At 62.1% G+C, this 11,808-nt stretch carries 10 protein-coding genes; 6 read left to right on the top strand and 4 right to left on the bottom strand.

Translation table 11 applies throughout. The features are described from left to right. Positions 1–122 precede the first annotated feature (122 nt). A complete protein-coding gene (locus tag E4680_RS11350) occupies positions 123–1,631 on the bottom strand; it encodes a hypothetical protein (RefSeq protein WP_135282531.1) in 1,509 nt (502 codons plus the stop codon). 233 nt (positions 1,632–1,864) lie between these two features. On the opposite strand from E4680_RS11350, the gene E4680_RS11345 reads away from it, so the two are divergent. The 5 genes from E4680_RS11345 (at position 1,865) to E4680_RS11325 (ending at position 7,935) form a co-directional block, all read left to right on the top strand. Further along, the gene (locus E4680_RS11345) at positions 1,865–3,487 is read left to right on the top strand and encodes an ArnT family glycosyltransferase (protein ID WP_135282530.1); all 1,623 of its coding nucleotides are present in this window, start codon (positions 1,865–1,867) and stop codon (positions 3,485–3,487) included. A 101-nt stretch (positions 3,488–3,588) separates the two neighbouring features. Next, a complete protein-coding gene (locus E4680_RS11340; RefSeq protein WP_135282529.1) occupies positions 3,589–4,329 on the top strand; it encodes a glycosyltransferase in 741 nt (246 codons plus the stop codon). Continuing rightward, the gene (locus tag E4680_RS11335) at positions 4,326–4,625 is read left to right on the top strand and encodes a lipid-A-disaccharide synthase N-terminal domain-containing protein (protein ID WP_135282528.1); all 300 of its coding nucleotides are present in this window, start codon (positions 4,326–4,328) and stop codon (positions 4,623–4,625) included. The genes E4680_RS11340 and E4680_RS11335 overlap by 4 nt, the downstream gene beginning before the upstream one ends. After that, positions 4,625–6,292 (top strand): ArnT family glycosyltransferase, encoded by a 1,668-nt coding sequence (locus tag E4680_RS11330; protein WP_135282527.1) that lies wholly within the window; start codon positions 4,625–4,627, stop codon positions 6,290–6,292. The genes E4680_RS11335 and E4680_RS11330 overlap by 1 nt, the downstream gene beginning before the upstream one ends. Next, a complete protein-coding gene (locus tag E4680_RS11325; RefSeq protein WP_167792487.1) occupies positions 6,289–7,935 on the top strand; it encodes an ArnT family glycosyltransferase in 1,647 nt (548 codons plus the stop codon). Before E4680_RS11330 ends, E4680_RS11325 begins: the two co-directional genes overlap by 4 nt. On the opposite strand, the gene E4680_RS11320 is transcribed toward E4680_RS11325, so the two are convergent. After that, the gene (locus tag E4680_RS11320) at positions 7,886–8,629 is read right to left on the bottom strand and encodes a pteridine reductase (protein ID WP_135282525.1); all 744 of its coding nucleotides are present in this window, start codon (positions 8,627–8,629) and stop codon (positions 7,886–7,888) included. The two genes, E4680_RS11325 and E4680_RS11320, sit on opposite strands and share 50 nt — an antisense overlap. A 35-nt stretch (positions 8,630–8,664) precedes the next feature. Between E4680_RS11320 and E4680_RS11315 the strand changes: the two genes are divergently transcribed. After that, positions 8,665–9,864: a class I SAM-dependent methyltransferase gene (locus tag E4680_RS11315; RefSeq protein ID WP_135282524.1), complete on the top strand. Its 1,200-nt coding sequence runs from the start codon at positions 8,665–8,667 to the stop codon at positions 9,862–9,864. A gap of 120 nt (positions 9,865–9,984) precedes the next feature. Here the strand turns inward: E4680_RS11315 and E4680_RS11310 are convergent, their stop codons facing one another. Together E4680_RS11310 and E4680_RS11305 are read right to left on the bottom strand one after the other, a co-directional pair. After that, positions 9,985–10,386, bottom strand: coding sequence for a hypothetical protein (locus tag E4680_RS11310; RefSeq protein ID WP_135282523.1), 402 nt, complete (start codon positions 10,384–10,386; stop codon positions 9,985–9,987). Between the two features lie 112 nt (positions 10,387–10,498). After that, positions 10,499–10,954 (bottom strand): hypothetical protein, encoded by a 456-nt coding sequence (locus tag E4680_RS11305; protein ID WP_135282522.1) that lies wholly within the window; start codon positions 10,952–10,954, stop codon positions 10,499–10,501. Positions 10,955–11,808 lie beyond the last annotated feature (854 nt).

The following is an 11,808-nucleotide window of genomic DNA, read 5'->3' as shown; positions in this document are numbered from 1 at the left end:
AGCATGGCTGAGGCCTGAAGCGCACCGAACCGATCGCTGGCGGCCGGCTCGGCTGAAAAAGGCGACCCGCTCAGGGTCGCCTTTTTCACGCCAGCGGTCGTTTGCTGTGCTGGACGAGCGGGTCAGTCCGCGTCCGGACAATCTTGCGTCAAGGCATAGCCGAACGCGAAGGCGGCGTCACTGGCCGGCCAGGTCGGCACCCAGTAGAGCGGCTGAGGATTCAGCGGCAGATCGTCCGTCGTAGCAAGCCGGGTAAGTGATGCCGGTGGGGCGCTGCGCTCGGCTGTTGCCCGCCAGACCCACAGGCATGGACCGGCGGGGGCACCGTCGGGCCATCCCAGACGGGCCAGTGTGACCGGGTCGACCACGGCGCTGCCGGGAAACTGCAACTTGAGGTTGCCGGCGGTCAGCGCATCGGCGGCGAGGATGCGGCCGTTCTGGAAGCCTTGAGTCTCGAGTTGGGCGGCGAGTGCGGGATAAGGGACATTCATGCGGTTGGGGTCGGCGAGCGCCGGGCCCAGCAGGATGCGTAGTGGCATGAGCAGAAGGATCAGCCAGGCTATCGTGGCACTCAGTCGCAGGAATCGTCGCATCCGGGCCGCAGCGAGGCAGCCGTCACCGGTGTGGGAAAAGGCCCACAGGGGCACGAGAAACAAGAGCGGTTGCAGCCACCGATCCTTGAAATGGGGGAAGCTGAGCACCCACGCCGAAAAGATCAAGGTGGCCAGCAATGTGCTGAAGTAAAATGAGAAACTGAAATTCTGGCGCAACGATGGCGACTTTGAGCGCCAAGGCCGGAAGCACAACGTCCAGACCAGTGTAAAGGGCAGCACGAAGCTGATGGTGGCCAGCACCAGGCTTTGCAGGCTGCCGCCGAGGCTGGAATGGGCATCGGCCCGGAGCGCCGCTGTGGTATCGGAGAGCTCGGCCGGCAGGGCCAGCAGGACCGGGGCGGCGATGAGCATGGCGGGCAGCCAGGCCAATGCCAGGGCGGCGCGAGTTTGGGCGTTTCGGGCGGTCCAAGCGGCGGCAAGGCTGATGGCGATCAGAACGTACAGGCCGTTGAGTTTCGCCAGCAGCAGCGCAGCGGCCAACACGCCCCAGCATCCGGCTCGCCACGGCGCCGGATGGCGTAGCAAGTCGAGCGTCGTCACGAACAGCATGGCGGCAAGGCTCATGGCCAGGACGCTATGGGTGAGATCGCGCTGTGATTCCCAGGCGATCTGGGGGATCAGGAAGAGTGAAACGGTGGCCAGGACAGGTCGGAAGGGGTCCGCGAACAAGCGTTTTCCGGCCGCTAGAACCGACAGATGGAAGATCAGCAGCAGCGTGTTCTTGAGCACCGCCAGGGTCCAGATCGGGGATGGACTGAACCGGCCGAGTCCGATCACGATCCAAGTATAGAGTGGGGGCTGGCCGGGGTAGGTCTTGGTCAGCCATTGCGACCAGAGCACCTGCTGGGCCTCGTCGCTTTCCAAGGCATGCGGAAAAGCGAGGCGGATCGCCGTCTGCCCGATAAAGAAAACGGCCAGACCGAGGGCCAGCCACCGACTGTTGCAGGGAAACGCCGGCAAGGCGGACTGGTGGCAGGGCGAGCGGGCGGCGCGGATGCCAGGACGGAACCTGTCCATGTCGATCGGCATTGGTCTAAATCGGCGGGGGATGCTTGCGATTAGTCTAATGGATGAATGCGTCAGGATGACGACGCTGAAGTTTCGCGCAACGCGGAATGGGCAGCGGCACCCGGACGGGTCGTGGATGCCCGCATGTTTTGAAAGTGGGTCAGTGGCAAGCTTTTAATAATCGGTTAAGGTGTGCGGTCTAGTTTCGCAGCTTTCCACGATCTGACCGGGCATAAAGAGATTTGAAGACACATGGCGGGGTGCGCGCGATTCGGTGGTCGGCGCACTGGGGATGGCTTTTCGTATGGGCATTGTTCATCACCGTTGCCGCATCGACGCGGACGCTATGGCCGATCGACGAGACGCGCTATGCCACTGTCGCTTGGGAGATGTGGCACAACGGGCAATGGCTGGTCCCTCATCTCAATGGGGCGCCCTACCCGCATAAACCCCCGATCCTCTTCTGGCTCATGCACCTGGGGTGGATGGCGTTCGGCGTGAACGATCTGTGGCCGCGACTGATCGCGCCGCTAGCGGGACTGGCCAGCGCGCTGCTGGGCCGCGCTCTGGCGCGCCGGCTCTGGCCGGAACATGCGCCGGTTGCCTGGCTGTTGCCGTGGCTGCTGTTGTTCGGTCTTTACTGGGCCGGCTTCCATGGCATGTTGATGTTCGATGGCCTGATGGTGCTCTGGACACTGCTGGCGTGGACGGGGCTGTGGCAGGCGACGCAACGGCCGCGCGCCGGATTCGCCTGGATGGGGGCGGCATTGGGATTGGGCCTGCTGACCAAGGGGCCGATCATCGCGCTTTTTGTCTTTCCCCCGGCCGTGCTGGCGCCCTGGTGGCATCCAATGTGGCCGGGATGGGCGGTGTGGGGCAGGGGGCTGCTGCGGGCCATCGGGATCATGGTGCTCATTGCGCTTGCTTGGGCGTTGCCGGCGGCACTCTTGGGCGGGCAGTCCTACGCGGCCGATCTGCTCTGGCGCCAGAGCGCGGGGCGGGCACTCGAGTCCTTTGCGCATCGTCGGCCATGGTGGTGGTATCTTCCGGTGCTGCCGCTGATGGTGCTGCCCTGGTCGCTGTTTCCGGCGTTTTATCGCGCCGTTGCGAGGGCTGTGGCCCAGACTGGTATCGATCGTGGGGTGCGTTTCTGCCTCGCCGCATTCCTGCCTGGCGTGGTGCTTTGCTCCATGGTGAGTGGCAAGCAGCCACATTACCTTTTGCCGTTGTTGCCGGCGCTGATGCTATTGGCGGCACGCGGCATGGTGGCGGCGCCGCAATCGTTTTCCCTGCGCCCGATGGCGGGCGCACTGGCCGTGATTGCCGTGGCGCTCACGGTGGCGCCGATCTGGACACGGGTGCGCGGCGATACCAGCTGGGTTGCCGATCTGTCTCCACTGTGGGGATTGAGCGTGCTGCCGCTGATGGTGCTGATCTGGCGCATGCCGCATTCGGGATTCGCCCGACAGGTGCCGCTGCTGGGGATGCTGATGGCTTCGATGCTCGTGTTCGGGCACCTGTCCGTGATCCGTGAAGCGCGGTCGAGATTCGATCTGACCGAAGTGAGTCGTATGCTCGGCGCGCTGGAGCGGGATGGACATCCGTTGGCTTTCGTGGGGACCTATCGCGGCCAGTTCCAGTTTCTCGGTCGTCTGGAACAGACGCCGGCATTGTTGAAAGACCACGAGGCGGGACGGCTTTGGGCCGCGCAGAATCCCGCCGGCATCCTGATCGACGAGGTGGATCGGGAACGCGATTGCATCGTCCCGCCCAGTCTGTTGTGCCGACCCTATCGGGGTCATTACCTGGTGCTGCGAGAAGCGGCGCAAATTCGGGTGCTCAGCGATGTCAACGCTTTGCCCTGATGGGGCAATGCATTCTCCGGTCCGCGCTGCGGTTACAATGAACTGCTTGGCTATGCTAAACCCCTGCTCGACTGTTCGACTCATTCTGGAAAGACGTCTGCATGCAAGCTGATCCACTGGTTTCTGTCGTGATTCCTGTCAAGGATGAAGCGGCCAATGTTGCGACCTTGGCGCGTGAAATTGGCCAAGTACTCGATGGGGTGATTCCCTTTGAGATGATTTTCGTCGATGACGGCAGCACCGATGCCACGGTGGATCAGCTCGTGCAGTTGAAAGACGCGTTTGGCAGCCGGTTGCGGATTCTGCGCCACGTTCGCAATGCCGGTCAGAGTGCCGCGATCACCAGCGGCGTTCGGGCGGCGCGAGGTCGATGGATTGCGACCTTGGACGGTGATGGTCAGAACGATCCGGCCGATCTGCCCCGACTGCTCGGCCGCACGCAGATCGATCTCGATCCGCCGGCCCGTGTGCTGATCCAGGGGGCTCGCACACGACGCGAGGACGACTGGCTCCGGCGGGTTTCATCCCGTGTGGCCAATGCGGTGCGGGCCGCGCTCCTGCAGGACCAGACGCCGGACAGTGGGTGTGGTATCAAACTGTTGCCGCGATCGCTCTATCTCGAACTACCTTATTTCGACCATATGCATCGCTTCATGCCAGCACTCGCGTTGCGCGCGGGTGCCGCGGTGCAGTGCATTGGCGTCAATCACCGGCCCCGCGGTGGCGGGAAATCCAAATACGGGCTCAACAACCGGCTCTGGGCGGGTCTGGTCGACCTGTTTGGGGTGATGTGGTTGCGGCGGCGTGGGCGCCTGGACTTTCAGGCGAGGGAAGATTCATGAACTGGACTGAAACTATTTGGCTGGGTGTCGGTTTTGCTGGACAGGCGCTTTTTTCCATGCGTTTTCTGGTGCAATGGCTTTACAGCGAGAAAGCCAAGCGCAGCGTGATCCCGGTCCAGTTCTGGTATTTCAGTGTGGCCGGTGGCCTCACATTGCTGACCTATGCCATCTACAAGCGCGATCCGGTGTTCATTGTGGGTCAGGCCAGCGGCCTGTTCGTTTACGCCCGCAATCTGTACTGGGTGCGCCGTGAAGATGATTCGCTGACATCGCTTGATCAACACCTGAAATCCTGATGACTGACGCAAAGATTACTCGCGCCGCTCATCGGCGACGCGATCGCTTCGTCCTGTTCGTGGTCGGACTCGTTTTGTTCGGGCCCGGTTTGGGTCTGCGCGATCCTTGGCCGGCGGATGAGCCGCGCTTCGCGCAGATCGCGCGCGAGATGCTGTCCAGCGGGCAATGGCTCATTCCACATATCGGTGGTCATCCCTATTCCGACAAACCGCCCGTCTTTTTCTGGGCCATCGCCGGCTTCGAGGCGATTACGGGCAGCCCGCGGCTGGCCTTCTTGTTGCCTTCTCTCTTTGCTGCGCTGGCCACTGTGTTGTTGACCTACGACCTGGGACGGCGGCTGTGGAATCCACGCGTCGGTATGATGGCCGCTTTGCTGCTGGCTTTTACCGTGCAGTTCACGCTTCAGGCCAGATTGGCGCAGATCGACGCGCTGCTTTGTTTCTGGACCACACTGGGCCTATGGGGTTTTTTGCGACATCTGTTGCGCGGCCCCGATCTGCCGGCCCTGTATTTGGGATTTTTCGCCATTGCGGCGGGAATCCTGACCAAGGGGGTGGCATTCTTGCCACTCATCGTCCTGCCGATTGCGGCATTGTTGCGCCGTCGAGCGGGCGTCGAGCTGTTCGGAGTCCCGTTGCGTCATCTCGTGGGTGGTTTCATCCTGTTCGGCGTGATATTGCTCGCTTGGGTGGGGCCCATGCTGTGGGTCAGCATGCAGGACCCGGCTCTGGCAGCCTATCGGGACGATCTGCTGCTGCGGCAGACGGTCACCCGCTATGTCGATGCCTGGGGACATCGCGAACCGTTCTGGTACTACCTGGTGCAGGTGATTCCGCTGTTCTGGTTGCCGGGGAGTCTGTTTCTTCCCTGGTTGATTCCGGCTTGGCGCCGCCGCCTGGCAAGGGGCGATTCACGTTATCTTTTGTTGCTTGGTTACGTGGTGACCGTGGTGGTGTTCTTCAGCCTCAGCAGCGGCAAGCGGGGTCTGTATGTGTTACCCGCGCTGCCTGCTTTTGCGCTGGCGTGCGCCCCCCTCCTGCCGGGCTTGCTCCGCAAGAAAACCGTGCAGCTCGTGGTCTGGAGTGCGGTTGTTCTGCTCGGTCTGGGGCTGTTGGCGGGATGGCTCTATCTGGCCTGGATCGACGATGCGTTGGTGCAGGAGCTGGCACTGCGCTATCGGATTCAACCATGGGCACCGCTGTCGATCATGACCGTGGCGACGCTCGGGTTGGCGGCCTGGCTGGGTCCCCGTCGGGGTTATCGGGCGCTGCTCATGACCCTGCTGGTCGGTTGGTGGGTCTATGGCTTCTGGGGCGCCCCGATGCTGGATGACGTGCGGTCTGGGCGGGTACTGATGCGTCAGGTGGTCGATCGCCTTGATCCGCAGGCCGAGTTGGGCATGGTGGATTGGAAGGAGCAGTTTCTCTATCAGGCTGACCGCCCGATTGCGACGTTTGGTTACCGCCGCGCCGACCGCGTTGGCGAGGCTGCCGAGGCGATCGAATGGATGCGGGCCCGGCCCGGTCGCTGGGTTCTGTTGCCCGAAGAGCGGCTGGTGCCCTGTTTCGAACCGCGACTGGCTACCCTCGTGGGCCACGCCCATCGGGAGCAATGGTATCTGGTTGGTCCGGCAGCCGCCCGGACTTGCGGAGACGCCAACGAATGACCCGTCGTGAAATGGCCGTCTGGCGTTGGGCGCTTGTGATCCTGACGATCCTCGTCGGTTTGGCCAACATGGTTGACTTACCGATGGAGCCGCATGAGACCTACGTGGTCCGCACGGTCGAGGAGATGCATGATCGCGGCGACTGGGTCGTGCCTTATCTGAATGACGTGCCCCGGTTGAACAAACCCCCGCTGAACTACTGGCTGACTGCGCTGGTTGGCGAACTGGCCAATGATCTCCACCGGGTCGCGCCGTGGGAAGGACGATTGGTGTCGGTACTCGCCGGCGGCGGGTTGGTGGCCGTGACCGGGCTTTTGGGCGTAGCGTTGGCGAGCCCCCAGATTGGCCTCATGGCCGCAGCCATCGCTGCTTCGTCTTACGGCACGTTCTATTACACCCACAGTGCCCGCCCCGAGATGCTCTACGCCTTCTTTTGCGCAGTGGGGTTGTTGTGGTTTGTCTATGCCTGGCGTGCCGAGGAACCGTCGATGCGGTGGCGCTGGGTGCTCGCGATGTGGCTGGCTTTCTCCTTGGCGTGTCTGACCAAGGGTCCTCAGCTGCCCATTATGCTGATCTTAGCCTGCGCCGCGTTCACCCGTCTGCACGTGCCGTTGCGTCCACACAGCTTGGCGCTGCTCCGGCCGTTATCGGGCGTCTTGATCCTGTTGGCGTTGAATGTGCCTTGGTGGTACGCGCTCGGTGAGCGTGTCGGCATGGCGACCCTGGAGAATTCGCAGCTCGGCGGGGCTTTGCTGCGACCCCGTCTATTGGATGGGAACCCCTATTATTTTTATCGAACCTGGCAGCTGGTGCTGCCGTGGGTGGGTTTGCTGCCGGCCCTGATCGTCTTGCGCCGGTTAGAGCCGCACCAGCGGCCTGCCCTGACCTGGTTGGCGTTGGTGGTGGTACTACCCGCCGTGGCACTCAGTTTCGGACCCCAGGAACGCTGGTATTACATGCTGCCCGCATTGCCCGCGTTATGCGTCCTGCTGGCGCTCGCGGCAGATCGCTTCTGGCATCCGCACCGGTTGCGGCGGTGGATGCCGGCCTGGCTGCTCAGTCACGGGATCCTCATGCTGGGTCTGGTGGGCGGTATTGGGCTGATGTATGCGCCTTCGGCGCGCTGGCCCCTGCTCGGTGTCACGGCCATCCTTGCTCTGGCGATGTTGGCTTGGCGTCAGAACCGTCGCCCGGGAGGGTTGTCGCTGCCCGGGTGGATACTCATCACCGCAGCGTTGTTCATGACCACCACCGCGAGCGTGGCCTATATTCCGCAGATGTGGGGCATGGATCGCTATGCCGAGCGCGCGGAGGCGGTGCGACTTGCCCGCCTGGTGGGTCCTGAAGAGCCACTCGTGTCATGGCGGACCGATTTGACGAACCTGGTCTACTACCTCGACCGTCCGATCCCACGGGCCGAGCATGCACCGGATCTGCATCGCCTACGGGCCCAATGGGTGCTGACGCCGGCGCGCGGGGTGCACAGTTTGCTCGCAGCGGCGCCGGTGATCGGGCACTGTGCATTCAATGTCGGCGATGAGTACCTTTGGCTGGTTCGGACCGGAAGCGTGGATGGCATCGATCCGTCCTGGTTCAATGCCCCAGATTGCGACCCCCGTCCACTGCCAGAATCTGTCCCGTGACATAGGGTGCCTCGAACAAAAGAAAGGCTACGGTGCGGGCAATGTCTTGCGGGGTGCCAGGGCGCTTCAGTGCGACCCGTTCCACGATCCGCTCGCGTGCCAGCGTCGACATGGGCCGTTCCGGCCACAAAATGGCGCCAGGGGCCACGCCATTCACCCGGATGTCGGGCGCGAGTTCACGCGCGAGTGAGCGGGTCATCATGGCGAGGCCCGCTTTGGCGACCGAATAGACGGAATGTTCCTTGAGCGGCCGTTCCGCATGAATGTCCACCAGGTTCACCACCGCCCCTTGGGTGGCGCGCAGCGCTGGCGTCAGGGCTTGGGTGAGGAAATACGGCGCGCGCAGATTGGTGCCCATGAGGTCCTCCCATTGCGTATCGGTCGTGGACCCGATAGGCGTCGGGTAGAACGTCGAGGCGTTGTTCACCAGACCGTCGAGCTGCCCCCAGCGGTGCCAGGCGGCATCGGCTAGTGCCTTGAGCTGAGCCGTTTCGCGCAGGTCCGCGGCATGGCAGTGTGCGCTGTCTGGCCGCTGCGTATTGAGTTCATCCACCAACAGCCGGGCCGGCTCGGCGGCATGATGATAGTGGATCAGGACATGCGCGCCGCGTCCGTGCAGCTCCCGCGCAATGGCGGCGCCGATGCGGCGGGCGGCGCCGGTGATGAGGACACAGGGCGGATTGTTCCGGGCCATGGTGGCGCCTTTTCTTTTGGGACACAATGCGGCTCATGGTAACCGGATCTTCAGCTTCCGATCTTCCCCTTCCGTCCGAGGCCGCGCTGGCGCATAGCGCTCGGCTCTGCGCACATATTGCCGCCGAGGTGGCACAGTCCGGCGGCAGAATCGGTTTCGACCGCTACATGGAGCTTGCGCTTTATGCGCCCGGGCTGGGTTACTACAGTGCCGGCGCCACCAAGTTCGGTGCTGAGGGCGATTTTGTGACGGCGCCCGAGTTGACGCCGCTGTTCGGCCGCACACTGGCTGCCCCGTGCGCGCACTGGCTGGAACAACTGGGATCGGAGGCCTGGTTGCTCGAACTGGGGGCCGGGAGTGGGGCGCTCGCTGCGGACCTGCTGGAGACTCTGGCGCAGTGCGGTCAACTGCCGGCAACCTACGCGATCCTCGAGCGGAGTGCTGAGCTGCGCGAGCGCCAGCGGGCGATGCTGCGCCGCCGTGTACCCGAGTTGCTCAACCGGGTGCGCTGGCTCGATGTGCTGCCCGCAGTGCCGATCGAGGGCGTGCTTCTGGCCAACGAGGTGCTCGATGCATTGCCTGTCGTCAGGGCGTACAAGAACGGCTCGGGTTGGACGGAGCTTCAGGTCGGTGGGGACACAGCACGCGGCTTTGCGGATGCTCAGGCACCGGCCTCGCCGGCGCTCATCGCTCAACTCGAGGCGATCGAGTCGGCGCTGGGCTGGGTTCTGCCACCCGGCTACACCACCGAGCTCCAACCATGGCTTCCGGCCTGGATGGCATCGTTGGGCGCTAGCTTTTCGCGTGGCGCCATGCTTTGGATCGATTATGGTCTGCCGCGCCATTTGTATTACCACCCCGAGCGGGTGAGTGGCACCTTGCGCTGCCACTATCGCCATCGTGCTCACAATGACCCTTACTGCTGGCCGGGCTTGCAGGACATCACTGCCTGGGTCGATTTCACTGCGCTTGCCGAGGCCGCCCAGGCTGCCGGCTGGCGGGTGGACGGCTACACGACGCAGGCCGCGTTCCTGATCGGCGCCGGCATCGAGTCGCATCTGGGTCGGCTGGATCTGGTGGCGGACTACAATCTTCTGCAGCGCACCAAGCGCCTGCTCATGCCGGGCGAAATGGGCGAGGCCTTCAAGGTGATGGCTCTCGCCAAGGGTGGCATCGAAAGCCCGATCGCCTTCGAGTTGCTCGATCAGCGCGCCCGGCTCTGGCCGACCGTATGACCGCCGCCAAGGCTGACGCCGAAGCGCTCAATGCACGCTCGGGGGGAGAGCTGCGCTGCGCGCTTGCGTCTTGGGTGCAGGCCGCCGACGCGCCGTAAGCGGGTCAGCGCGCCTGCAGGGTCAAAAGACGTTCAAGCCGCTCAGTCCGTTGATCGACCACGGCGTCGAAACGACCGAAACGCCCGTGATTCCCAACGGTAGGCTAAACCCGCTGAAAAGCGAGAGTCCAAGGGTATTGGTGATCGAGACGCCCGTCACGCCGCCGATGTTCAGCATCGTCCCGCCGCTCAGCGCCCCGATATTCACGCCGGACAAAAGGCTGGTGGCCCCAAACAGGTTGAAGGCGGTCAGCGGAAGGTTGAACAGGGGACCCACATTCACCAGCCCCGGGAGTATGGCCAGCTGGCCATGGACCGCACTGAGTTCCGCATCGCCCATCGACCGGAGGTCTGCATGGGCCATACCGGCATAACCGAGAGTTGCGCTGAACAGCAAAACGCCCAGTTCGGTTTTCGTCATCATCTGGTGCATTCCTTACGCGAGTGGATTGCCAAACCACGGCTTGATCGATATGGCATGGAAGCCAACGACCGGTGCGATCGCTGACTTCCATGGTCAATGCCGGATCAGAGGATCAGAACAGGTTGAAGACCCCAAAGCCGTTGAAGGTCCACGGCAGGGTTACCACACTCGCCCCAGTTGCCCCTACAGGCAGGCTGACACCGGAGAATGCGGAAATGCCCAGCGTGTTGGCGCCGGAGAACGTGGCTAGACCGCCCAGGTTGAAGAGCGTCCCAATGGGCGCGAGCCCCGCGACGTTGACTGCGGAGAGCCAGCCGCTGGCAAGGACTGTCGCGCCGGTCAACACGGAACGGCCACCCAGAATCTGGGCACCGGACACCAGGCTGTCAGCGCCGAAGCCGCTCACCAGACTGAATACGCTGTCACTGAAGATGCCTGCATTCACAACGCTGACCAAATTGATCTGTCCTCGGACTGAGGACAATTCGGCGTCCTGCATTTCCACCATGCTGGCATGAGTGCCCATCGAGCAGGCCATCAACGCGGTCAAGGTAATGGTTTTGTTCATTGCTCAGACTCCCTTGGATATTGAGTTTTCAACCAGATGAGGCGGCTTTCACGAATGCATGATGCATACCAATATGTTTCAGTTGGTGCAAAGCCAGCTCGCTCGATTGATGATTCATTCAAGCTCAACAAAATTGTAATCTGGTTAATTAAGCTAATCGTATGACTGGGTATTCAGCTCCTTCTCTGAGTGGAAATCGTGGCGGTGAGAGAAAACGGTTCAATGAGCCATCCGTCATCCTCGGGACTTGCTATCCTCTTATGAGTCGATGCACACATGCATTGAGGGCGAATCAAGGACGTTCTGCGCGCGCCTCCTGTTCAGTCCGGGATCGATCTATATTTTATGGTTTTATATCAAATTGATAATTGCTTATTTGACGCGCTGGTGAAACCGGATCATGTACTCGTCCGGGCATGATTGTCTTGCTTCCGGAACGGAGAAACAGGCAAATGCGATCGAGAATTTCCCCCGTGGCCATGCGATGTCCAGAGCGGACATGATGATTTATTCCGTCGGGGTCCGGGGTCGCTCTGCGCTTGAATGTTACAGAGTGACTAACGATAGGATCGCTCGGAACGGGTTTATTCTGTTGGTGAGTCATCTTTGACATCTCCATCAAGGAGCGCGTAAAACACCATTCTAATTATGGTGTTGTGATTAATACCAAAGAAATACTAAAAGAACAACGCGATGTCAGAGATTGACTCCAAGCAGTCATATATCGGGTCGGGCGTCTTGCCGTTTTCGGTCCCACCGTTTCCAACAGTCCAAGTCGATCGAATGGTCATTCAGCATTGCAGTCTCATTGCACCCGAAGGCCAGTGGAGGCGCATCCAGCGGATCCGCCTACT

Source organism: Candidatus Macondimonas diazotrophica, assembly GCF_004684205.1.
Classification (GTDB): Bacteria; Pseudomonadota; Gammaproteobacteria; order UBA5335; family UBA5335; genus Macondimonas; species Macondimonas diazotrophica.
The sequence above is the reverse complement of the archived record's forward strand: the minus strand, read 5'-3'. Positions and strand labels throughout refer to the sequence as shown.

Bases quoted from the DNA above. Each gene is read 5' to 3' on its own strand.
- E4680_RS11350 (WP_135282531.1), bottom strand. From the start codon at position 1,631: ATGGACAGGTTCCGTCCTGGCATCCGCGCCGCCCGCTCGCCCTGCCAC.
- E4680_RS11340 (WP_135282529.1), top strand. From the start codon at position 3,589: ATGCAAGCTGATCCACTGGTTTCTGTCGTGATTCCTGTCAAGGATGAA.
- E4680_RS11335 (WP_135282528.1), top strand. From the start codon at position 4,326: ATGAACTGGACTGAAACTATTTGGCTGGGTGTCGGTTTTGCTGGACAG.
- E4680_RS11330 (WP_135282527.1), top strand. From the start codon at position 4,625: ATGACTGACGCAAAGATTACTCGCGCCGCTCATCGGCGACGCGATCGC.
- E4680_RS11325 (WP_167792487.1), top strand. From the start codon at position 6,289: ATGACCCGTCGTGAAATGGCCGTCTGGCGTTGGGCGCTTGTGATCCTG.
- E4680_RS11320 (WP_135282525.1), bottom strand. From the start codon at position 8,629: ATGGCCCGGAACAATCCGCCCTGTGTCCTCATCACCGGCGCCGCCCGC.
- E4680_RS11315 (WP_135282524.1), top strand. From the start codon at position 8,665: ATGGTAACCGGATCTTCAGCTTCCGATCTTCCCCTTCCGTCCGAGGCC.
- E4680_RS11310 (WP_135282523.1), bottom strand. From the start codon at position 10,386: ATGATGACGAAAACCGAACTGGGCGTTTTGCTGTTCAGCGCAACTCTC.
- E4680_RS11305 (WP_135282522.1), bottom strand. From the start codon at position 10,954: ATGAACAAAACCATTACCTTGACCGCGTTGATGGCCTGCTCGATGGGC.